Source organism: Streptomyces araujoniae (genome assembly GCF_050871195.1).
In the GTDB taxonomy this organism is placed as follows: Bacteria; Actinomycetota; Actinomycetes; order Streptomycetales; family Streptomycetaceae; genus Streptomyces; species Streptomyces bacillaris.
Genome location: NZ_CP194070.1, coordinates 5601840 through 5623332, shown reverse-complemented (window position 1 = coordinate 5623332; position 21493 = coordinate 5601840). Strand labels below are relative to the sequence as shown.

Annotated in this window: 17 protein-coding genes; 5 read left to right on the top strand and 12 right to left on the bottom strand. The window is 72.9% G+C overall.

The window, feature by feature from the left end; translation table 11 throughout:
- Positions 1-52: 52 nt before the first annotated feature.
- From ACQ9ZG_RS24360 to ACQ9ZG_RS24335, 6 genes are all read right to left on the bottom strand, one after another.
- Entirely contained in the window at positions 53-268 is a 216-nt protein-coding gene (locus ACQ9ZG_RS24360; RefSeq protein ID WP_018492268.1) for an EF-hand domain-containing protein, read from the bottom strand.
- A 105-nt stretch (positions 269-373) separates the two neighbouring features.
- A complete protein-coding gene (locus ACQ9ZG_RS24355) occupies positions 374-1279 on the bottom strand; it encodes a polysaccharide deacetylase family protein (protein ID WP_499281232.1) in 906 nt (301 codons plus the stop codon).
- Positions 1280-1670: 391 nt separating this feature from the next.
- On the bottom strand, positions 1671-2186 hold the full coding sequence (locus ACQ9ZG_RS24350; RefSeq protein ID WP_018492266.1) for an ATP-binding protein: 516 nt from the start codon (positions 2184-2186) through the stop codon (positions 1671-1673).
- A gap of 293 nt (positions 2187-2479) precedes the next feature.
- Positions 2480-3247, bottom strand: coding sequence for an enoyl-CoA hydratase/isomerase family protein (locus ACQ9ZG_RS24345; RefSeq protein WP_028416443.1), 768 nt, complete (start codon positions 3245-3247; stop codon positions 2480-2482).
- 99 nt (positions 3248-3346) lie between these two features.
- A complete protein-coding gene (locus ACQ9ZG_RS24340) occupies positions 3347-4591 on the bottom strand; it encodes a L,D-transpeptidase (RefSeq protein WP_084992104.1) in 1245 nt (414 codons plus the stop codon).
- 295 nt (positions 4592-4886) lie between these two features.
- The gene (locus ACQ9ZG_RS24335; protein ID WP_099220402.1) at positions 4887-6137 is read right to left on the bottom strand and encodes a L,D-transpeptidase; all 1251 of its coding nucleotides are present in this window, start codon (positions 6135-6137) and stop codon (positions 4887-4889) included.
- 154 nt (positions 6138-6291) lie between these two features.
- Between ACQ9ZG_RS24335 and glgX the strand changes: the two genes are divergently transcribed.
- Positions 6292-8619, top strand: coding sequence for a glycogen debranching protein GlgX (glgX, locus tag ACQ9ZG_RS24330; RefSeq protein WP_499281231.1), 2328 nt, complete (start codon positions 6292-6294; stop codon positions 8617-8619).
- 12 nt (positions 8620-8631) lie between these two features.
- Here glgX and ACQ9ZG_RS24325 read toward each other — a convergent pair whose 3' ends face one another.
- The 4 genes from ACQ9ZG_RS24325 to ACQ9ZG_RS24310 form a co-directional block, all read right to left on the bottom strand.
- The gene (locus ACQ9ZG_RS24325; RefSeq protein WP_109916932.1) at positions 8632-9297 is read right to left on the bottom strand and encodes a response regulator; all 666 of its coding nucleotides are present in this window, start codon (positions 9295-9297) and stop codon (positions 8632-8634) included.
- A gap of 58 nt (positions 9298-9355) precedes the next feature.
- Positions 9356-10645: a sensor histidine kinase gene (locus tag ACQ9ZG_RS24320; protein WP_499281230.1), complete on the bottom strand. Its 1290-nt coding sequence runs from the start codon at positions 10643-10645 to the stop codon at positions 9356-9358.
- 65 nt (positions 10646-10710) lie between these two features.
- Positions 10711-11442: an ABC transporter permease gene (locus ACQ9ZG_RS24315; RefSeq protein WP_499281635.1), complete on the bottom strand. Its 732-nt coding sequence runs from the start codon at positions 11440-11442 to the stop codon at positions 10711-10713.
- A 130-nt stretch (positions 11443-11572) separates the two neighbouring features.
- On the bottom strand, positions 11573-12490 hold the full coding sequence (locus ACQ9ZG_RS24310) for an ABC transporter ATP-binding protein (RefSeq protein ID WP_109917241.1): 918 nt from the start codon (positions 12488-12490) through the stop codon (positions 11573-11575).
- A 194-nt stretch (positions 12491-12684) separates the two neighbouring features.
- Between ACQ9ZG_RS24310 and ACQ9ZG_RS24305 the strand changes: the two genes are divergently transcribed.
- Both ACQ9ZG_RS24305 and ACQ9ZG_RS24300 read left to right on the top strand, forming a co-directional pair.
- Positions 12685-14775: an ABC transporter ATP-binding protein gene (locus tag ACQ9ZG_RS24305; protein WP_499281229.1), complete on the top strand. Its 2091-nt coding sequence runs from the start codon at positions 12685-12687 to the stop codon at positions 14773-14775.
- Complete coding sequence (locus tag ACQ9ZG_RS24300) at positions 14772-16733, top strand: ABC transporter ATP-binding protein (protein ID WP_499281228.1); 1962 nt, start codon at positions 14772-14774, stop codon at positions 16731-16733. Before ACQ9ZG_RS24305 ends, ACQ9ZG_RS24300 begins: the two co-directional genes overlap by 4 nt.
- Before the next feature lie 83 nt (positions 16734-16816).
- Here ACQ9ZG_RS24300 and ACQ9ZG_RS24295 read toward each other — a convergent pair whose 3' ends face one another.
- Together ACQ9ZG_RS24295 and ACQ9ZG_RS24290 are read right to left on the bottom strand one after the other, a co-directional pair.
- On the bottom strand, positions 16817-17083 hold the full coding sequence (locus tag ACQ9ZG_RS24295) for an LPXTG cell wall anchor domain-containing protein (protein WP_338106997.1): 267 nt from the start codon (positions 17081-17083) through the stop codon (positions 16817-16819).
- A gap of 25 nt (positions 17084-17108) precedes the next feature.
- Complete coding sequence (locus ACQ9ZG_RS24290) at positions 17109-18320, bottom strand: FAD-dependent oxidoreductase (RefSeq protein ID WP_499281227.1); 1212 nt, start codon at positions 18318-18320, stop codon at positions 17109-17111.
- Positions 18321-18475: 155 nt separating this feature from the next.
- On the opposite strand from ACQ9ZG_RS24290, the gene ACQ9ZG_RS24285 reads away from it, so the two are divergent.
- Positions 18476-19066: a TetR/AcrR family transcriptional regulator gene (locus tag ACQ9ZG_RS24285; RefSeq protein ID WP_499281226.1), complete on the top strand. Its 591-nt coding sequence runs from the start codon at positions 18476-18478 to the stop codon at positions 19064-19066.
- Positions 19067-19440: 374 nt separating this feature from the next.
- Positions 19441-21486: a M4 family metallopeptidase gene (locus ACQ9ZG_RS24280; RefSeq protein WP_028416430.1), complete on the top strand. Its 2046-nt coding sequence runs from the start codon at positions 19441-19443 to the stop codon at positions 21484-21486.
- The last annotated feature ends 7 nt before the right edge of the window (positions 21487-21493 follow it).

The window sequence follows — 21493 nt, the reverse complement described above, 5'->3', positions numbered from 1 at the left end:
AAACGACAGAAAGCCCCGGCCGGAGCAGTCCGGCCGGGGCCCTGTCCGCGCGTCAGGCCTTGTTCTGCGCGGCCCAGAACTCGTCGAAGGTGAGCAGGCCGTCACCGTTGGCGTCGTGGGCGTTGATGATCGCCTGGGCCACCGTCTCGGTGACGAACGGGTCGCCCAGCTGCGCCATCGCGCTCTTGTACTCGTTGGCCGTGATGAGACCGTCGCCGTTCGCGTCGAACTTCTCGAATACCGTCCGCGCCGACTCGATGTCCGCCACTGTTCCGCCCCTCCGTGCTGCCGAATGTCGAAGTCAGATTATCCGGCCGTACGGGTGACGGGCCGGACACCCCGGGCGCCGGAACCCGGCGTGGCCCCGGCGCCCTCAGCTCAGCAGTTCGGTGGCGGTCACCGCGCGCAGTCCGCGCCGGTCGATCTCGGTGAGGAGCAGGGGCAGCGCCGCCACGGTGACCGGCCGTGCGAGGCTCAGCCCCACGACGGAACCGTGCCGCAGCTCGCCCGTCACCTTGCGCAGGACGGCCGGCACCCCGGTCGCGGCATGGTCGCGCGACTCGACGTCGTAGCCGAGCACGTGCGGATAGCCGGCCCGCGCGGCGAGGCGCCGGACGGGTGCGGTGGCGCCGGGGCCGGGCGAGGGGCGGAACCAGGTGCCGATGGAGCCGGTGAGCCGGCGCAGCCGCCGGGCGCAGGCGTCGATCTCCTCGTACGCGGCGTGCTCGTCGCGCTCGGCGAGGGCCGCCAGGTCCCGGTGGCGCTGGGTGTGGTTGCCGATCTCGTGGCCGCCGTCCAGGATCCGGCGGGCCAGCTCCGGGTGCGCCTCCAGCCAGCTGCCGACGGCGAGGACGGTGACCCGCGCCCCGGCCCGCTCGATCCGGGCGAGCGCGGCCCGGGCGAGACCGGGGTCGCCCCGCCCCTCGAAGGTGAGGGCGATCCGGGGCCGGTCACGGGGGCCGTGGGTGATCTCCCCGGGCCACCCGGGGAGACGGCGCGGCCCGGCGGTGGCGGTCGACCCGTACGCGGACGGGGGCGGAGCCTGGGAGCCGGGCGCGGACGAGGACGGAGCCCGGGAGCCGGGCGCCGAGGAGGCCGGGGGCGAGGAGCCGGGCGCCCCGCCCCCGGTCCCGTCCCCTCCCCGTACGACCCCGTCCCCTCCCCGTACGTCCGCCTCCCCGCCGCCCCGCGCACAGCCCGCCGCGAGAGCCGACGCGAGGAGCGCGGCCCCGGCGCCCAGCGCGTCCCTGCGGTGCACCGGCCGCTCGCGCCCGCCCATGCCCGACCACCTCGCCTTCCCCACGGTCCACGGGATCCCGGGGACACAGTAGAGGCGGAACGGGCGAAATATAACGATTGAGCGATTCCTCGAATGATCTAGGAATCATTCAAGCAGCCTCATAAAAATGCATGGAAAGCCAGGCGAGTGATCGAGCACACCTATGATTCAGCCATGAGATGCCCGCTTGATGCCTGAATAGGGCGAAATACTCCTTTGGCACCGAGGTCCCCCGTCTGCCATAGTCGGAGCCACGACCCCCACTGACCCGGGCGAGGTCGCCATCAGCGGCCGTGAACACACCCCACCTTTCACGGCCTCCCACAGAAGCCCCCGCAGCGCCGCACCACGGCCGACCGGGGGCTTCTGCGCGCTCCGGGGGGCATCGGCGTCAGCGGTCGGAGATCCGCATCTCGAACCAGGTGGTCTTGCCGCGCGGCAGCAGGTCCACCCCCCACCGGTCGGAGAGCTTGTCGACGAGGAAGAGGCCGCGGCCGCTGACGTCCAGCTCGCGCACCGGCATCAGACACGGCAGTCCGCGCGAGGGGTCGCGCACCTCGATCCGGATCCAGCCCCGGCGGCGCACCATCCGTAACCCGAAGACGCGGGCGCCCGTGTGGCGGACCGCGTTGCCGACGAGTTCGGAGACGAGCAGCACCGCGTACTCGGCGGTCTGCGGGGAGAACCCCCACTGCCGGAGGACCACGCAGGAGGTGAGCCGGCGGGCGGTCGCCGCGGACTCCGGCCGCGACGGCAGCCGGACTTCCGCCTCGGCCGGATTTCCGAACAACTCCAGCGCCTTGAACGCCTGTTCGTCATCCATGCCCGACGTCCACCGTGCCGCGGTCGCACTGCTGCGTGGTCGCGGCTGATCCACATCCTCCAGGCCCGCCATGCCCACCATCATGGACGCACACTCCGGCCCCCGGGGCCGTTCCGGCGGAATCCGCCCCCCGGAACGCACCATTCCGAACCAGGCTCTCGGCATATGCCAGAGGCACAGCAAGAGTCTCCACACCCCTGCTGAGCTGCGGTGAAGCACCGGATGGGCGGGTTCACCCCCGGCCGTACGGCGCCGGGCCTTAAGGTTCTCTTAAGGCCCGGATAATCCGCCCGGAGGGATGAACCCCCGTCAGAAGCGCATCCGGGGAGGGCGAGCGGGCGGAAAAGAGGGAGCGCCGACGGCCCCGCGGCGGCAGCTCAGCGGAACGTCGCCTTCCCCGGGCCCTCCTCCACGAAGCTGCGCATCCCTCGCTCGCGGTCCTCGGTGGCGAACAGTCCGGCGAACCAGTTCCGCTCGACGGTGAGCCCGGTGTCGATGTCCGTCTCCAGACCGGCGTCCACCGACTCCTTGGCGGCGCGCAGCGCCAGCGCGGGGCCCTTCGCCAGCCGGGCGGCCCAGGCGTGCGCCTGCTCGTAGACCTCGGCGGCCGGGACCACCCGGTCCACCAGACCGAGTGTCAGGGCCTCCTCCGCCTTGACCATCCGGCCGGTGAAGATGAGGTCCTTGGCGCGGGACGGGCCGATCAGCCGGGCCAGGCGCTGGGTGCCGCCGGCGCCCGGGATCAGGCCGAGCAGGATCTCCGGCTGGCCGAGCTTGGCGTTCTCCGCCGCGATGCGGTAGTCGGCGCAGAGGGCCAGTTCGCAGCCGCCGCCGAGCGCGTAGCCGGTGACGGCGGCGACGACGGGCTTGGGGATGCGGGCGACGGCGGTGAAGGAGTCCTGGAGCGCCTTGGAGCGCAGGACCATCGCGGTGTGGTCCATCTCCTGCATCTCCTTGATGTCCGCACCGGCCGCGAACACCTTCTCACCGCCGTAGAGGACCACCGCGCGGACGTCCTCGCGCCGGGTGGCCTCCTCGGCCAGTTCCCGCAGCCGGTCCTGGACCGCCACGTCCAGGGCGTTCATCGGCGGCCGGTCCAGCAGGATCGTCCCGACGTTGTCGCGTACTTCGAGGGTCACAGTCATGCAGGCAGGTTAACCACTGCTAACGCGGGTGGGCCCGGTGCCGTCGGTCACAGCACCGGGCCCACCCGGGGTACAGCCGGAAGTCGCGGGCGCTGAGCCCTACTTCTTCCACTCCGCCCAGTCCATGTTCCAGCCGTTGAGGCCGTTGTCCGGCTGGATCTGCTTGTCCTTGGAGTTCTTCACGATGACGACGTCACCGATCATCGACTTGTTGTAGAACCAGGCCGCCGGGGTCTGGCTGTCGTAGCCGCCGCGCACGTCGCGCAGACCGACGCAGCCGTGGCTGGTGTTGGTCGTGCCGAAGATGGACGGGGCGCCCCAGTAGTTGCCGTGCAGGAAGGTGCCCGAGGTGGAGAGCCGCATGGCGTGCGGGACGTCCTTGATGTCGTACTCGCCGCCGAAGCCGACGGTGTCGCCGTTCATCCGGGTCACCTTGAGCTTCTCGCTGATGACCATCTGACCGTTGTACGTGGTGGTCGCCGGGGCGCCCGCGGAGATCGGGATGTCCTTGATCTCCTCGCCGTCACGGACGACCTTCATCCGCTTGGTGCTCGCGTCCACGGTGGAGACCTGGGAGCGGCCGATGGTGAACGTCACCGTCTTGGCCTGCTTGCCGTAGACCCCCGGTCGTCCCTCGACGCCGTCCAGGTGCAGTTCGACGGTGACCTTCGTACCGGGCTTCCAGTAGTGCTCCGGGCGGAAGTCGAGGCGGTCGTTGCCGAACCAGTGGCCCTCGATCTCGACCGGCGGGTCGGCCGTCACCTTGACGGCCTTCTCCACCGCGGCGGGCTCGGTGATGCCCCGGGTGAAGTTGATGGAGACCGGCATGCCGACCCCGACGGTGGAGCCGTCCTCCGGCGTGTAGTGGCCGATGAAGGTGTTGGCCGGCACCAGCGTGGTGAAGGTGGTGTCCTTGGCCGACTCCCGGCCCTTCGCGTCCTTGGCGACCGCGTGGACCGTGTACTTGGTGGCGGCGGCGAGATGGCGCTCCGGCGTCCAGCTCGCGCCGTCGGCCGCGATCTCGCCCGCGACCTCGTTGCCCTTGGGGTCGGCGACCTTGACCGTGGTCAGCTTCCCCTGCGCGGCGGTGATCTTCAGCGCGCCGCTGGTCGCCACCGAGTCCGCCCCGTCGTCCGGCGCGATGGTCACCACCGCCTGCGAGGCGGTGGTGTCCTCCGCCTTCGGGCTGCTCTGGCCGCCGCCCTTGCCGCCCGCGTCCGCGTCCCCGCCGCATGCCGTCACCAGCAGCAGCATCGCTCCCAGCGCCAGGGCCAGGGGCCCCGATGCGCCGCGCCGCCTTCTGCCCGCCCCGGCCGATGCCCCCGATATCGGCTGCCCGTTCACTGTGTCTCCCCTCGCTGGGCCTGGCACTGCCATGGCCCGCATCCCCCGCGCGCTGCACATCCGCGCTCGCTCCACGCAAGATAATCACACCGTCGGTGCGGTGGATCCCCTCCGGAATGTCACCGTTCCGTCCCAAGTGGCGGGGAGAGCCGTGCAGGTGGGCCGGGGTGCGGGACGGGCGGGACAGGGCGGTACGGGGAGCCCCCGGCGCGGGGCGGAAAGAGGCCTCGGGGCGGGACTGGGAGAGGCCTCGGGCGGGGGCGGGGGCGGGCCCCGGGGCCGGGGAGGACGGCCCTCAGCGCACGGCGGAGCCCGCCTTCCACTGCTTCCAGTCCATGTTCCAGCCGCTGAGCCCGTTGTCCGGCGCGACCGTCCTGTCCTTGGAGTTGACGACCTCCACCACGTCCCCGATCAGCGTCCGGTCGAAGAACCAGCCGCCCGGGGTGGTGGCGCTGCCGCCCTTCGCGTCGCGCAGGCCGATGCAGCCGTGGCTGACGTTCTCCTTGCCGAAGACGGACTCGTCGGCCCAGTAGTTGCCGTGCAGGAAGGTGCCGGAGGTGGTGAGCCGGATGGCGTGCGGGACGTCCTTGATGTCGTACTCGCCCTTGCCCTCCTTGTCCGTGAAGCCGACGGTGGCCCCGTCCATCCGGGTCACCTCGTGCATCTCGGTGACGACCATCTTCCCGTTGTACGTGGTCGTCTTCGGCGCCCCCGCGGTGATCGGGACGGTGCTGACCGGCTTCCCGTCCCGGCGCACCTCCATGGTCATGGCCTCCGCGTCCACCAGCGAGACCTGCGAGCGGCCGACGGTGAAGGTGACCTTCTTGTCCTGGCTGCCGTAGACCTCCGGCGCCCCCTCGACGTCCCGCAGCCCGATGTCCACGGTGACCTCCGTGCCCGGCTTCCAGTACTCCTCGGGACGGAAGTCGAGCCGGTCCTTGCCGAACCAGTGGCCGGCCACCTCCACCTCCGGTTCCGCGGTCACCCGGATCGCGCGCTGCACGGCCGCGCGGTCGGTGATGGCCCGGTTGAAGGAGAAGGAGACGATCATGCCGGTCCCGACGGTGGACCGGTTCTCCGGCTTGAAGTAGCCGATGAAGCGGCGCTCCGGAACGAGCGTGGTGAACGTGGCGTGGCGGGCCGAGCGCTGTCCTGACGCGTCCACCGCCACGGCGTCGACGCTGTACTTCGCGGCGAGGGCGAGCCGGGCCGCGCCGGGCTCCGGTTGCCAGGAGAGACCGTCGGCGGCGATGCGCCCCGCCACGGTCTGCTGCTGGGCATCCTCGATCCGCATCACCTTGACGCTCTCCAGCCGGCCGTCGGGGATCTGGACCCGGATCCGGGTCTCCGCGCCGACCTCCGTGGCCCCGTCCTCGGGAAAGATGCTGATCACATCGCCGGGAGAGCCCTCCTTGCCGTTGAGCGGAGCCTCTCTCGTATCGGTGCATCCGGTCAGCAGGACCAGCACGGCCAGCACGGTGAGCAGTCCTGCCCATGTCAGCACGGTGGCCGAGCCCGCCCGTGCGCTCTTCGCTACGTGGTTCACGCTCCCCCAACGACCAGGGCCGGTCGGGGGAAACGTGAGTCCGGGCCCCGCGGTGGGCAGAACAGAGGGAAGGACTGCCAGGGGAGGGCCGCGGCCGGGACGTCGCGCGCCCCCTTTTCCGGTGCCCGTCCTCATGAGCCGCGGGAGGCGACACGTGTCGAGCGCAGCCGAGCAGGAGGCAGTACAGGACCCGGCCGGAAGGGCGGTGGAACCCGGCCGCCCACCGGGGCGGGCCGCGCCCGTCACCGTACGGCCGGAGATCCCGGAGAGCACCGGGATCACGGCGGGCACGGGGCTCACGGCGGCCCCCGGGACCGTCCGGGCCGCGCCCCGCGCCCCCGTCGTCTGGCCCGGGGCGCCCATGCCGCTCGGGGCCCGCTTCCGGGTCGGCCCGGACGGGGTGGCGGGCACCAACTTCGCGCTCTGGGCGGGCGGGGCCGAGGCGGTCGAGGTGTGCCTCTTCGAGGCGGACGGAACCGAGACCCGCTGCCCGCTGACCGAGCTGACCCACGAGATCTGGCACGGCTTCCTGCCGGGCGTCCGGCCCGGTCAGCGGTACGGCTACCGGGTGCACGGCCGCTGGGACCCGTGGACCGGCGCCCGCTGGAACGCGGCCAAGCTGCTCCTGGACCCGTACGCCCGCGCGGTCGACGGCACGTTCACGCTGCCGCCCGAGGTGTACGGCCATATGAGGGACTGGCCGGACCAGCATGTGGCCGACACCGTGCGCGACGAGCGGGACTCTGCCCCGCACGTCCCCAAGGGCGTCGTCGTCCACGATGACGACGACTGGGTGGAGGACCGGCGCCCGAAGACCCCGTGGGCCGACTCGGTCATCTACGAACTCCACGTACGCGGCTTCACCAGACTCCACCCGGACATCCCGCCCGAGCTGCGCGGCACGTACGCCGGGCTCGCGCACCCGGCCGCGATCGGCCATCTGACCCGGCTCGGGGTGACGGCGGTGGAACTGCTGCCGGTCCACCAGTTCGCCCACGAGGACCACCTGCTGCGGCGCGGGCTGCACAACTACTGGGGCTACAACTCCATCGGCTACTTCGCCCCGCACGCCGGCTACTCCGCCTCCGGCACCGCCGGCCAGCAGGTCGGGGAGTTCAAGCGGATGGTGCGCGCGCTGCACGACGCCGGGATCGAGGTCATCCTCGACGTCGTCTACAACCACACCGCCGAGGCGGGCGAACTGGGCCCGATGCTCTCGCTGCGCGGCATCGACAACCGCGGCTACTACCGCCTCCAGCACGACCCCCGCCGCTACGCCGACTACACCGGCTGCGGCAACACCCTGCACGTCGTCCAGCCCCAGGTGCTGCGGCTCATCACCGACTCGCTGCGCTACTGGGTCACCGAGATGGGCGTCGACGGCTTCCGCTTCGACCTGGCGGCGGCGCTCGCCCGCTCGATGCACGACGTCGACATGCTCTCCCCGTTCCTCGCGGTCATCGCCCAGGACCCGGTGCTGCGCCGGGTCAAGCTGATCGCGGAGCCGTGGGACGTCGGCAACGGCGGCTACCAGGTCGGCGCGTTCCCTCCCCTGTGGACCGAGTGGAACGACCGCTACCGGGACGCCGTACGGGACTTCTGGCGCGGCGCCCTCCCCGACGTACGGGATCTCGGCTACCGGCTGACCGGCTCCAGCGACCTCTACGCCTGGGGCGGCCGCCGCCCGTACGCCTCGGTCAACTTCGTCACCGCGCACGACGGCTTCACCCTGCGCGACCTGGTCTCCTACGAGCACAAGCACAACGAGGCCAACGGCGAGGGCAACCGGGACGGGACGAACGACAACCGGGCGTGGAACTGCGGGGCCGAGGGCGAGAGCGACGATCCGGAGATCAACGCGCTGCGCCGCCGCCAGCTCCGCAACCTGCTCACCACGCTGCTGCTCTCCACCGGGGTGCCGATGCTGGTGGCGGGCGACGAGATGGGCCGGACGCAGGGCGGCAACAACAACGCCTACTGCCAGGACAACGAGACCGGCTGGCTGGACTGGTCGCTGCTGGAGCAGCCCGAGTGGCGGGAGCTGACCGCGCTGACGGCCCGGGTGCTGCGGCTGCGCCAGACCCATCCGGTGCTGCGCCGCCGGGCGTTCTTCTCCGGCCGGGCCCAGGCGCCGGACGGGCTGCGGGACCTGGCCTGGTTCGCGCGGGACGGCCGGGAGATGACGGAGGGCGACTGGTACGCGCCCGCCGCCACGCTCGGGCTCTACCTCTCGGGCCGGGACATCCCCGGGCGGGACGCGCGCGGCGAACCGGTCGCCGACGACAGCTTCCTGGCGGTGCTGCACGCGGGCGCGGAGCCGGTCGCCTTCGAGCTGCCGGGAGCCCCCTGGGCGAAGCGGTACGAACTGGTCCTGGACACCTCCCGGGAGGACCAGGCGGAACCGCCCGGCACGGTCCTGGCGGGCGGTACGGAGCTGACCGTCCCGGCCCGCTCGGTGCTGCTGCTGCGGGTGGCCGCGTAGGGCCCCGGGAGGTCAGCCGAGGATGCCCCGGTCGTAGCCGACGGCGACGGCCGCGGCCCGGTCCTTGGTGCCGAGCTTGGCGAAGATGTGGGTGAGGTGGGTCTTCACGGTCGCCTCGCTGATGAAGAGCTCGGCGGCGATCTCCCGGTTCGTGGTCCCGCGCGCCACCAGCACCAGCACCTCGCGCTCCCGGGCGGAGAGGGGCGTGTCGGCGGGGGCGGCGGCGGGGGTACGGACCCGGGTCATCAGCCGGGAGGCCACGGCGGGCGACAGGACGCTGCGCCCGTCGGCGGCGGCCCGGACGGCGGCGAACAGCTCCTCGCGCGGGGCGTCCTTGAGCAGATAGCCGGTGGCGCCCGCCTCGATCGCGGGGAGCGTGTCGGAGTCGGTGTCGTACGTGGTCAGCACCAGGACCTTCGCCCGGGCGCCGCGCCGGGCCAGCTCGGCGATGGCGGCCACTCCCCCGCCGCCGGGCATCCGCAGGTCCATCAGGACCACGTCCGGGTCGTGGCGTCCGACCACGTCGAGGGCGTCGACGCCGTTCGCCGCCTCGCCCAGGACCTCGAAGCCGGGTTCGGCGGTGAACATGCCGCGCAGCCCGTCGCGGACGACGGGGTGGTCGTCGACGAGGACGACGGTGACGGTGCGCTCGGGGGTGTGCTCGGGGTTCTCGGTCATGGCGAGGATCACCGTACGGCCGCTCAAGGCCGCCTGGCCAGCGCCGCCGCCCCGCCGGTCAGCCGTGCCGGACCAGGGGGACCCGGGCGGAGACGGCCGTGCCCCCGCCCGGTTCCGACTCCACCTCCACCGTGCCCGCGATGCGCTCCGCGCGGGCCCGCATGCCGCCGAGGCCGAAGCCGCCGGTGCGGCTCGCCGGTGCGGCGGCGCCCGGGTCGAAGCCGCGGCCGTCGTCCCGTACGTCCAGGGTCAGTTCGTCGTCCATGAAGGAGAGCGTGACGCCGACCCGTGAGGCCCCGGCGTGGCGGCCCGCGTTGGCCAGGGCCTCGCCCGCGATGCGCAGGAGGGTGGCGGCGACCTCGTCGTGGACGGGTTCGGCGGTGCCGGTGACGGTGAAGTCGGCCCGGACCCGGTGCTGTTCGGCCCAGGTGGCGACCGTCTTCTCCAGGGCGCCGGTCAGCTCGTCGTGCTCCAGGGCGGCGGGGGCCAGGTTGTGGACGGAGCGCCGGGCCTCGCCGAGGCTGTGGCGGGCGAGGGCGGCGGCGCGCTCCAGGTGGACGCGGGCGGTCTCCGGATCGCGGTCCGTGACGGAGGTGACGACCTGGAGCTGGGCGATGATCCCGGTGAGGCCCTGCGCGAGCGTGTCGTGGATCTCTGCGGCGAGCCGGCGCCGCTCGTCGTCCACTCCGGCCTCACGGGCCTGGACGAGGAGCTGGGCGTGGAGCGCCGCGTTCTCCGTCATCGCCTGCTCCAGCCGGATGTTGGTGCGCTCCAGCTCGGCGATGGTCTCCACCTGGATCCGGGCCCGCTCCTCCTCCCGCATCCCCATGTGCCAGAAGAAGAGGGTCAGGCAGGCGTTGAGGATGTACAGCGCGGCGAAGGCGGCCCAGCCCGTCAGCGATCCGGGCGGCAGTCCGCCGCTCTGCGAACCTGCGAGGACCACCGCGGTGGCCAGCAGTCCGGCGCGGACGGCCCGCCTGGGCAGCAGCGGCTCGACGTCGAAGTAGCCGAGGCACGCGTAGATCGCGAAGAACGGGTTGAGCCAGGAGAGGGTGAAGGCGAGGACGAACCGGACGGTGTAGTAGACCGCTCCGGCCGGTGCGCCCGGCGGGGTGTGCGCGCGCCTGCGGCCCCACCAGACCTGGAGCCCGTACGCCGCGGCGACCAGGGCCCCGGCCGCGTACATCTCCGGGACCGTCATCAGCTCACCGGCGACGACCACCCCGAGGACGGAGGCCAGGGTCAGGACGGCGTAGGGCCCGTACCGGTAGAACTGCTCCCAGCGGTGCTCGACCGTACGGGGGCCGGTGGGGCCGGCCGGGTAGGCCGGAGGGGACGGCTGGCTCATGTCCGCAGTCTCCCCCGCCCGGCAGGTGCCCGTCATGTGCGGCCCGGTGGTCCGGTCCCGCGCCGTCACTGCCACCGGAAGACGCGGCCGGCGGCGTAGCCCGCCACCAGGGTCCACAGCGCGGCGACGGCCAGGTGCGACCAGCTCGGCCACTGGCCGGCGGCCGCCTCGCCGAGGGCCTGGGCGGCGGAGCCGAAGGGGCTGAACTCCACGACGCGGCGCAGGGTGCCGGGCATGGCCTGGACGGGGACCCAGACCCCGGCGGTGAACATCATGACGATGTAGGAGACCGAGCCGACGGCGGTGGCCGCCTTCGCCGTGCGGAACAGGCCGGTGATCGTGGCGCCGAGGGCCAGGGCGGCGGCGAGGGCGAGCAGCAGCGCCAGGGCGTAGCCGGGCAGGTGTCCGGGCAGCGGCACGTCGTAGGCGATCCGGCCGACCGCGACGACCAGGACCGCCGAGGCGAGGGCGGCCACCCCGTGCAGGGCGATCTGGGCGGTGAGGAGGGCCGAGGGGCGGACCGGGGTGGCGGACATACGGCGCAGGATGCCGCGTTCCCGGTAGCCGGCCAGGACCGGGGGCATCGCCTGGAGCCCCGACATGATCATGGCGAGCAGGATGGAGACGGGCACGTAGAGGTCGATGACCCGCCGGTTGCCGAGGCCCTCCTCGGGTTCGTTGAACGCCGGGACGAAGCCGAGGATCACCAGGAGGACGGCGGGGAAGGCGAGGATCCAGAAGAGGCTGCTGGGTTCGCGCAGGAAGAGCCGGGTCTCGGCGGCGAGGACGGCGGCCATCGGGCCGCGGCGCCGGCCGGGCGCCGGGGCGGTGCCACCGGCCGGGGCGGTGCCGCCCGCCAGGTCGGCGTCCGGGGCAGTGGTCTCGTGGGCGGTGGCGGCCGGTCCGTGGGCGGTGTGGGAACTCATGTCAGGCGTCCTGTCCGGTGAGGTCGAGGAAGGCTTCGTCGAGGCTGGTCTCGGTGATCCGCAGCCGCTGGGCGGTGATGCCGAGTTCGGCGAGCAGGGCGATGAGCGGGGTGACGGTGTCGTCGGTGGCGTGCAGGACGAGGAGCCCGGCGGCGTCGGGCGGGGTCACGGAGGCGACGCCCGGCAGCGCGGCGAGCCGGGTCAGCTCGGGGCCGGCCGGGGGGCGGGAGGGGACGAAGGAGATGACGGTGGAGCCGGTGGCCTGCCGGATCAGCCCGGCCGGGGTGTCCAGCGCGACGACCCGGCCCCGGTCGATGACGGCGATCCGGTCGCAGAGGCGCTGGGCCTCCTCCATGAAGTGGGTGACGAGCAGGACGGTCACCCCGCCGTCGCGGACCTCCTCGATGAGCTTCCAGGTGTCGCGGCGGGCCCGGGGGTCCAGGCCGGTGGTCAGCTCGTCGAGGACGACGACCTTCGGGTTGCCGATCAGGGCGAGCGCGACGAACAGCCGCTGCTTCTGGCCACCGGAGAGCTTGGCGAAGCGGGTGGTGAGCCGGTCGGCCAGGCCGAGCCGCTCGACGAGGGGCCGCCAGTCGGCGGGGGCCCGGTAGAAGGAGCGGTACAGCTCCAGGGCCTCGCGGACGGTCAGCTTGGCCTGGAGTTCGCTCTCCTGGAGCTGGGCGCCGAGCAGCTGGGTCACCCGGTCGTGGTCGGCGACGGGGTCGAGCCCGGCGACCTTGACGGTGCCCGCGTCGGGGATGCGCAGCCCCTCCACGCACTCGACGGTGGTGGTCTTGCCCGCCCCGTTCGGGCCGAGGATGCCGAAGATCTCGCCCTCGTCGACGGAGAAGGTGACGCCGTCGACCACGTTGCGGCCCACGTAGGTCTTGCGCACCCCGTTGACTTCGATGATTGCCATGCCCCCAGGGTTCCGGCGGGCGGTGACCGGCGGTATCCGTCATCACGCCCGACACCGCATCAACCGATCGGCCGATGCGGGCGCGCGACCGGTTGACCCGGGGGTACGACCGGGCGGCCGACGGGTCCGGCCCGCACCGCTCCGGCCGAAATTGGGAGGACCGATGTCAGTGGTGAAACGTACAGTCGGTTCTGATGCCCGAAAAGCCTGCAGAGCACACGGACCGGTCCGCCGTGCGCTCCCTCCTGCGTCTGTGGCCCTATGTCCGCCCGGTACGGCTCCGCCTCCTCACCGCCGCTTTCGTGGCGATCCTGGCGTCCTGTCTGTCGCTGGTGATCCCGCTGATCCTGAAGTGGATGGTGGACGGTCCGGTGGCCGACCGCGACCCGGGCGGGGTCTGGCTCGGGGCGCTGTTCCTGCTGCTGCTCGGCATCGCGGAGGCCGTGCTGTTCGGGTTCCGGCGGTGGCTGGTGGCGCGTCCGCTGGCCGGGGTCGAGGCGTCCATGCGGGCGGACCTCTACCGCCGGCTGCAACGGCTGCCGGTGGCCTTCCACGACCGGTGGCCCTCGGGCCAGCTGCTGTCGCGCGGCACGACGGATCTGATGCTGCTGCGGATGTTCCTGGCGTTCCCGCTGACCTTCCTGGTCGTCAACTCCGCGACGATCCTGGTCGGTTTCGTGATCCTCTTCGCCCAGGACTGGTCGCTCGGCCTGGTGCTGCTGGCGCCCGTGGTGCCGCTGGTGATCCTGTGCTCGGTCTTCGAGACGAAGTACTCGCTGGTGGCGCGGAAGGCCCAGGACCAGACCGGCGATCTGACCACGGTGGTCGAGGAGAGCGTCCTCGGCATCCGGATCGTCAAGGGGTTCGGCCGCCACCGCAGCCAGGCCCAGGCGTTCAGGGCGCTGTCCCAGCGGCTGCGCTCCACCGAGCTGGGCAAGGCCCGGCTGCTCGCCGGGATCTGGGCGCTCATCACGACCATCCCGGAGCTGGCGATCGGGGCGGCGCTGGTGCTGGGCACGATCCAGGTGGCGGACGGTTCGCTGTCGGCGGGCACGCTGGTGGCCTTCCTCTCGACGGCGCTCGCGCTGCGGTGGCCGGTGGAGTCGATCGGCTTCCTGCTGGCGATGAGCCAGGAGGCGGCGACCGCGACCGACCGTTACTTCGAGGTGATGGACGCGACGGAGGAGCGGGACACGGCGGGTGCCGCCCGCGCCGGGGCACCCGCGGCCCCCGCCGGACTGGTCTTCGAGGGGGTGGAGTTCCGCTACCCGGACGCGGAGCCGGGTTCCCCGCCGGTCCTGGCCCGGATCGACCTGGCGGTGCGGCCCGGCGAGACGATGGCCCTGGTGGGCGGTACCGGCTCCGGGAAGACGACGCTGACCGCCCTGGTCCCCCGGCTGCACGAGGTGACCGGCGGGCGGATCACCCTGGACGGCGAGGACATCGCCACGATGGAGCGGGCGCGGCTGCGGGAGCTGGTGTCGGTGGCGTTCGAGGAGCCGACGCTGTTCTCCGCGACGGTCGGCGAGAACGTGCGGATGGGCGCCGAGGGCGCGGACGAGGAGCAGGTGCGGCGGGCGCTCGCGGTGGCCCAGGCCGACTTCGTGCACCGGCTGCCCCGGGGGCTGGACACGGAGGTCGGCGAGCAGGGCCTGAGCCTCTCCGGCGGCCAGCGCCAACGCCTCGCCCTGGCCCGTGCGGTGGTGGGCGAGCCGCGCTTCCTGGTGCTGGACGACCCGCTCTCGGCGCTCGACGTGCACACGGAGACCCTGGTGGAGGCGGCGCTGCGCCGGGTGCTGGAGGAGACCACGGCGGTGGTGGTGGCGCACCGCCCCTCGACGGTGATGCTGGCGGACCGGGTGGCGCTGCTGTCGGAGGGCCGGATCGCGGCGGTGGGCACGCACCAGGAGCTGCTGCGGTCGAACGCGGAGTACGCGTGGCTGATGTCGGGTGCGGAGCCGGGCGGCGGTGACTCCGGCGCGGACCGGGGCGACGGGTCCCTGGCCCACGGAGCCGGACCGGGCGGCGGAAACCCGCCCGACGACGCCCACGCCGATGCCGGGGCGGGCCCGGGTGACGGGCCCGTTGCGCCCGGAGCCGGACCGGGCGGCGGAAACCCGCCCGATGACGCCCACGCCGACGCCGGGGCGAGCCCGGATGACGGGTCCCTGGCCCACGGAGCCGGACCGGGCGGCGGTCCCGTCCCGGCCGGGGAGGAGCCCGGCGCCCCTGCCCCCGGCCCCGTGACGACCACCAAGGTTCCCGCCGAGGAGGGCACCCGATGACCACGACCACCGACGACGCCGGGCGCACCCCGCAGACCGACGACGGCGAAGCCACCGGAACAAGCACCGCTGCCGGGGGCCGCACCGGTGGCGGCGGCACCGCGCTCGCCGGGGCCGCCACCGGGAGCGGCGCCGGTCCGGCCCCGGGAAGGAAGTCCCCGGAGGGCCCCGACCCCTTCGACCAGGACGATCTGCCGGCCCCGCCCGGGGCGACCCGGGCGCTCCTGTTCTCGCTGCTCCGCCCCATGCGCGGCAGGGTCGCCGCGGTGGCGCTGCTGCTGGTGCTCCAGCAGGCGGCCGTCCAGGCGGGCCCGCTGCTGGTGGCGTACGCGATCGACAGCGGCGTCCCGGCGTTCCGGGACCACGACTACGGGCCGCTGATCGCGGTGGCGGTCGGCTATCTGCTCTGCTCCGTGGGGGCCGGGGTGTTCCAGTACGCCTTCATCAGGGGCTCGGCCCGGATCAACCAGAACGCGCTGCTGGACCTGCGCGGACGGATCTTCCGGCACGCCCAGGCGCTGAGCGTGGACTTCCACGAGCGCTACACCTCGGGCCGGCTGATCTCCCGCTCCACCACGGACGTCGAGTCGCTCCAGGAGCTGCTGAGCGAGGGGCTCCAGGAGCTGATCGCGGTCGTCCTCTCCTTCGTGTCGATCGGGCTGATCCTGCTCTGGCTGGACTTCGCCATCGGCGGGGTCGCGGTGCTCTCCTTCGTACCGCTGTATCTGCTGGTGCGGCTCTACCGGCGGCGCGCGGCCGTGGTGTACGGGGCGAGGTCCACGGCCATCGCGTCGGTGATCGTGAAGTTCGCGGAGACGATGAACGGCATCCGTCCGGTACGGGCGTTCCGCCGGGAGCGGGCCAACGACGCGGCGTTCGCCGTGCTCAACGGGGCGCACGAGCGGCGCAACGGCGACGCGCTGCTGGAGATGGCGCGCTATGTGGTCGGCTCCCGGCTGGTGGCGAACACGGCGGTGGCCGGGATGGTGCTGTGGGGCGCCTACCGGGTGGCGGACGGGACGCTGGCGCTCGGGGTGCTGGCGGCGGCGGTGCTGTATCTGCGCCGGCTGTACGACCCGATCGACCGGCTGGCGATGTTCCTCAACTCCTACCAGTCGGCGGCCGCCTCGCTGGAGAAGATCGCGGGCCTGCTGGCCCAGAACCCGACCGTCCCGGACGCGGCCGAGCCGAAGGAGCTGCCCGCCCGGACCGGCGGACACCCGGGCCGGGAGGTCGTCTTCGACGGGGTGCGGTTCGCCTACCGTACGGGCGGTGAGGTGCTGCCCACGTTCGACCTGCGCATCCCGGCGGGCACCACGGTGGCGGTCGTCGGCTCCACGGGCGCGGGCAAGTCGACGCTGGCCAAGCTGCTCGCCCGGTTCTACGACCCGACCGAGGGCCGGGTGCTGCTGGACGGGGTGGACCTGCGGGACCTGTCCACGGCCGAGCTGCGCAGGGGCGTGGTGATGGTGACGCAGGAGGCGTTCCTGTTCTCCGGGACGGTGGCGGAGAACATCGCCATCGGCCGCCCGGACGCCACCCGCGACGAGATCGAGCGGGCCGCGAAGGCGATCGGCGCGCACGACTTCATCGCGTCGCTGCCGGAGGGGTACGACACGGACGTACGGAAGCGGGGCGGCCGGATCTCGGCGGGCCAGCGCCAGCTGGTGGCCTTCGCCCGCGCGCTCCTGGCCGACCCGGCGGTCCTGATCCTGGACGAGGCGACCAGCTCTCTGGACATCCCGGGCGAGCGGGCGGTGCAGCACGCCATGGACACGGTGCTGCACGGCCGCACGGCCGTCGTGATCGCCCACCGCCTCTCCACGGTGGAGATCGCGGACCGGGTGCTGGTGATGGAGTCCGGCCGCGTCGTGGAGGACGGGGCCCCCGCCGAACTCATCGGCGGCACGGGCCGGTTCGCGGGGCTCCACCGGACGTGGAAGGACAGCCTGGTCTGACCGGCGTACGCGCACCGGGGTGTGGCCCCCGTCCGGACTCTTCCGGGCGGGGGCCACAGCCGTCAGGGCGTACGGGAAAAGCCTCAGACGGCCGCGTCCGCCTTGCGGCGGCGGCCCAGGGCGAAGACGACACCGGCACCGGCGAGGATCGCCACGCCGCCGACGGCCGCGATGACCGGCAGGCCGGAGTCCGAACCGGTCTGGGCGAGGGTGAGGGCCGTCTTCCGGGTTCGAAGGTGGAGGGATACACCGGTCGGGCCACCGGGTGTGACTCGTGTCAGAGATGGACGGTTGTACGCACCGACGCCCGGACCGGGTGAGACGGCACACAGCACACGCGTGAAGCGCACAGGCCGCCGCCGCGCACCGTCCCCCTCACCCCGGCAGCAGCCGCACCGCCGCATCCCGCAGCCAGGTCCGTTCCGTGCTCATGAAGCGGTGCAGGGTGCGCGAGGCGAAGGCGGTCCGCTGGGCGCTGCGGCGGCGCTCCCGGTCGTAGGCGCGCAGCGCCGCCGCGAGGGCGGCGGGCCCCGGGGGCGCGGCGGCCACCGCCCGGGCCAGGGCGTCGGCGTCCAGGATCGCGGTGCAGGCGCCCTGGCCCAGGTTGGGCGTCATGGCGTGGGCCGCGTCACCGACCAGTGCGACGGGGGCCGCCGGGGCATCCGGGGTGACCGGGGCGGAGACGAAGGAGGGCAGGGCCGGATGGAGGTGGCGCATCTCGTAGCGGATCCAGTCGGCCGGGTCGGTGGCCTCCAGGATGCGCGGGATCGGGTCGTGCCAGCCCGCGAAGGCGGCGCGCAACTCCCCGGCGGCGACGGCCGCCGAGGAAGCCGAGGAACCCGAGAAGGCCGTGGGACCCGAGGAGGCCGTAGGACCCGAGGAGGCCGTAGGACCCAAGGAATCCGGGGAGGCCGCGGGACCCGAGGAGCCCTCCGCGCCCCTCACCGGAACCGTCGCATACCAGTTCGTCCGCCCCGGCTCCACCGGCGTCAGCCCGAAGAACCGGCCGCGCCCCCAGGTCTCGCCGTGGACCGGGCTCTCGAAGTCCGCGATGCCGATCCAGGCGACGGTGGCGACCGGGCGCGGCCCGCTCCGGGCGCCGAAGCGGGCGGTCCGCACGGCGCTGCGGATGCCGTCGGCGCCGACCACCAGGTCCTGCGCGGCGGCGAGCGCGTTCACGTCGGTGACGGTCTCCCCCGGCTTCACCGCTACGTCCCCGAAGGCGTCCAGGGCCGCGAGCAGGGCGTCGATCAAGTAGGGCCGGGAGATGAGGAGTTCGGGGCGTCCGGCCTTCTTCTCGATGCGCTCCAGCGGGAGGCGGGCGAGCGTTCGGCCGCCGGGGGTGCGGATGTGCGCGTCGCGGTAGGGGACCGCGTGGGCGCGCAGGGCCTCCCCGACGCCGAGGCGGTCGAGCGCCGACTGCGCGGTGGGGTGGATGCCGAACGCGGCACCGTACCGCTCCGGTTCGGGGCGGCGCTCCAGCACGGTCACCGTCCACCCCGCCCGGCGCAGCCCGATCGCGGTCGCCAGGCCCGCGACGCCCGCGCCGACGACGGTCGCCGTTCCCGTTCTCTCGCACTCGGTCATGCCGCACTCCCCACGACTCGTCCACCACGGGCACGCACCCGCACCACCACATCCGTGGTACCACGTCTGGGGTAGCATCAGCAAGGGCAGGCCCGGAGGCAGCCCGGCAGAACACCGGCAGGCCCCCCTCGTACGCGACACCCCCAGGAGCCCCCGTGAACCCCGAGCGGCGCGACCGCCTGCGCGACGCGGCCATCGCCGTCCTGGCGGCGGAGGGCGGGCGCGGCCTGACCCACCGGGCCGTGGACCGGGCGGCCGAGGTCCCGGACGGCACCACGAAGAACTACTTCCCGACCCGCGACGCCGTGCTGCGGGCCGTGGCCGAACGCTGCCTGGAGCAGTACGCGGCACTCACCGCCCGGGCCGCCGCGGGCCCCGGACCGGCCGACCGCGCGGAGCTGGCCGCCCTCTTCCGCACGCTCCTGGCGAACGTCGCCGGCCCCGGCCGCCCGCGCCTGCTCGCCTATCTGGAGCTCCAGGCGGAGGCCGCCCGGCGCCCCTGGCTCTCCGCCCTCCTCGACCCGATGGCGAGCGGGGACTTCGCGGGGTTCGAGGCGGCGCAGCGGTCCGCCGGACTGCCCGTCACCCGGCAGCGGGCCGCCGCCGTGACCCTCGCCCTGCACGCGGCGATCCCGCACCTGCTGGCGGACGGGCCCGAGACGCTGGCGGCGGCGGGGCTGGACGATCTCGACCGGTTCGTACGGGACCTCCTCGACGCGGTCTACCCGACGGGCACCACCGACTGACACGGGACCGGCCCACCCCCGGGCCCCACTTCCGTCGACGGGAACTGGCCAGAACCCGACCCTGTCTCATCAGCTGGGCGGTAACCGCGTCCACAGCCGCCGCACAGCTGTGCCCCCGTCGCACCGAACCTGTGACCAGCCTGTGAACACAGGGCCGTGCATACCCCCGCAACATCCCGGCAATGATCGGCGAAACGTCCGCTTAACGAACATGACCTTTCCGGCAACGAACGAGTTCCGGCCAAGTTCTTGACGCGCTCCTGACAGGGATACGGATCTGCTGACACTCTTCACCCCGTTCTGCGCACCGCCTGCAACCTCCCGGACGGCCCATCCAGCGCCGCCCGGCAACCCCCCTCGCAGAAGGAGTCCGCGTGAGATCCACGCCCAGCCGTCGCGCCACCGCGACCGGCGCTCTGATAGCCGCAGCAGCCATGATCGCCGTCGGACTGCAGTCCGGCGCCGCCACCGCCACCCCCGCCGCCGCTCCCACCCCGGCCGGCGGGATCACCGCCGGCAGCAAGGTGGACACCGGCTCGCTCCCCGCCGAGCTCTCCCCCGCCCAGCGCGCCGCGCTCCTCAGCGAGGCCGACGCCACCAAGGCGGCCACCGCCAAGGCGCTGGGGCTCGGCACCACGGAGAAGCTCGTCGTCCGTGATGTCGTCCAGGACCGGGACGGCACCACGCACACCCGCTACGAGCGCACCCTGAACGGGCTCCCCGTCCTCGGCGGCGACCTGGTGGTCCAGGAGACCTCTGCGGGCAAGACCCTCGGCGTCTCCAAGGCGTCGAAGGCCACCAGCGCGCAGCTGAAGGCCGTCGACCTGGCCGCCGACGTGGCCCCGGCCACCGCCGAGAAGCAGGCGCTCGGCGCGGCGAAGGCCGAGGGCTCGAAGGCGACGAAGCCGAGCGAGGCCCCGCGCAAGGTGGTCTGGCTGGGCAGCGGTTCCCCGAAGCTCGCCTACGAGACGGTCGTCGGCGGACTCCAGCACGACGGCACCCCCAACGAGCTGCACGTCGTCACCGACGCGGCCACGGGCGAGAAGCTGTACGAGTGGCAGGCCGTCCACAACGGGACCGGCAACACCCAGTACAGCGGCCAGGTGACGCTGGGCACGGCGCCCTCGTACACCCTGACCGACACCACGCGCGGCAACCACAAGACGTACAACCTCAACCGGGGCACCTCCGGCACCGGCACGCTCTTCACCAACTCCACGGACGTGTGGGGCAACGGCACCCCGCAGAACCTGGAGACGGCCGGCGCCGACGCCCACTACGGCGCCGCGCTCACCTGGGACTACTACAAGAACGTGCACGGCCGCAACGGCATCCGCGGTGACGGCGTCGGCGCGTACTCCCGGGTCCACTACGGCAACAACTACGTCAACGCGTTCTGGCAGGACAGCTGCTTCTGCATGACGTACGGCGACGGGGCGGGCAATGCCAAGCCGCTCACCTCCATCGACGTGGCCGCCCACGAGATGACCCACGGCCTGACCTCGGTCACCGCGCGCCTCGTCTACAGCGGTGAGTCCGGCGGCCTCAACGAGGCGACGTCCGACATCTTCGCCGCCGCCGTCGAGTTCCACGCCAACAACGCGCAGGACCAGGGCGACTACCTGGTCGGCGAGAAGATCGACATCCGCGGCAACGGCACCCCGCTGCGCTACATGGACAAGCCGAGCCGCGACGGCAGCTCCAAGGACTACTGGTACTCCGGCATCGGCAGCGTCGACGTCCACTACTCCTCGGGCCCGGCCAACCACTGGTACTACCTGCTCTCCGAGGGCAGCGGTGCCAAGACCATCAACGGCGTCAGCTACGACTCCCCGACCTCCGACGGACTGCCGGTCACCGGCATCGGCCGGGACAAGGCGTCGCTGATCTGGTTCAAGGCGCTCACCACCAAGTTCACCTCGTCGACCAACTACGCGGGCGCCCGCACCGGCACCCTCGCGGTCGCCAGTGAGCTGTACGGCGCCAACAGCCCCGAGTACGCGGCCGTGGCGCACGCCTGGGCCGGTGTCAACGTGGGCACCCGCCCCGGCGGCGGCAACCCCGACCCGGGCGGCAAGGTCTTCGAGAACAACACCGTGGTGAACATCCCGGACGCGGGCGCGGCCGTCACCAGCTCGGTCAACGTCACCGGTGTCGCGGGCAACGCCCCCAGCGCCCTCAAGGTGGACGTCAACATCAGCCACACCTACCGCGGTGACCTGGTCATCGACCTGGTGGCCCCGGACGGCGGCACCTTCCGCCTGAAGAACTCCTCCTCCTCGGACTCCGCGGACAACGTGGTGGCGACCTACACGGTCAACGCCTCGTCCAAGGTGGCCAACGGCGAGTGGAAGCTGAAGGTCCAGGACGTGTACCGCTCGGACACCGGCCGGATCAACAGCTTCAAGCTCACCTTCTGATCCACCA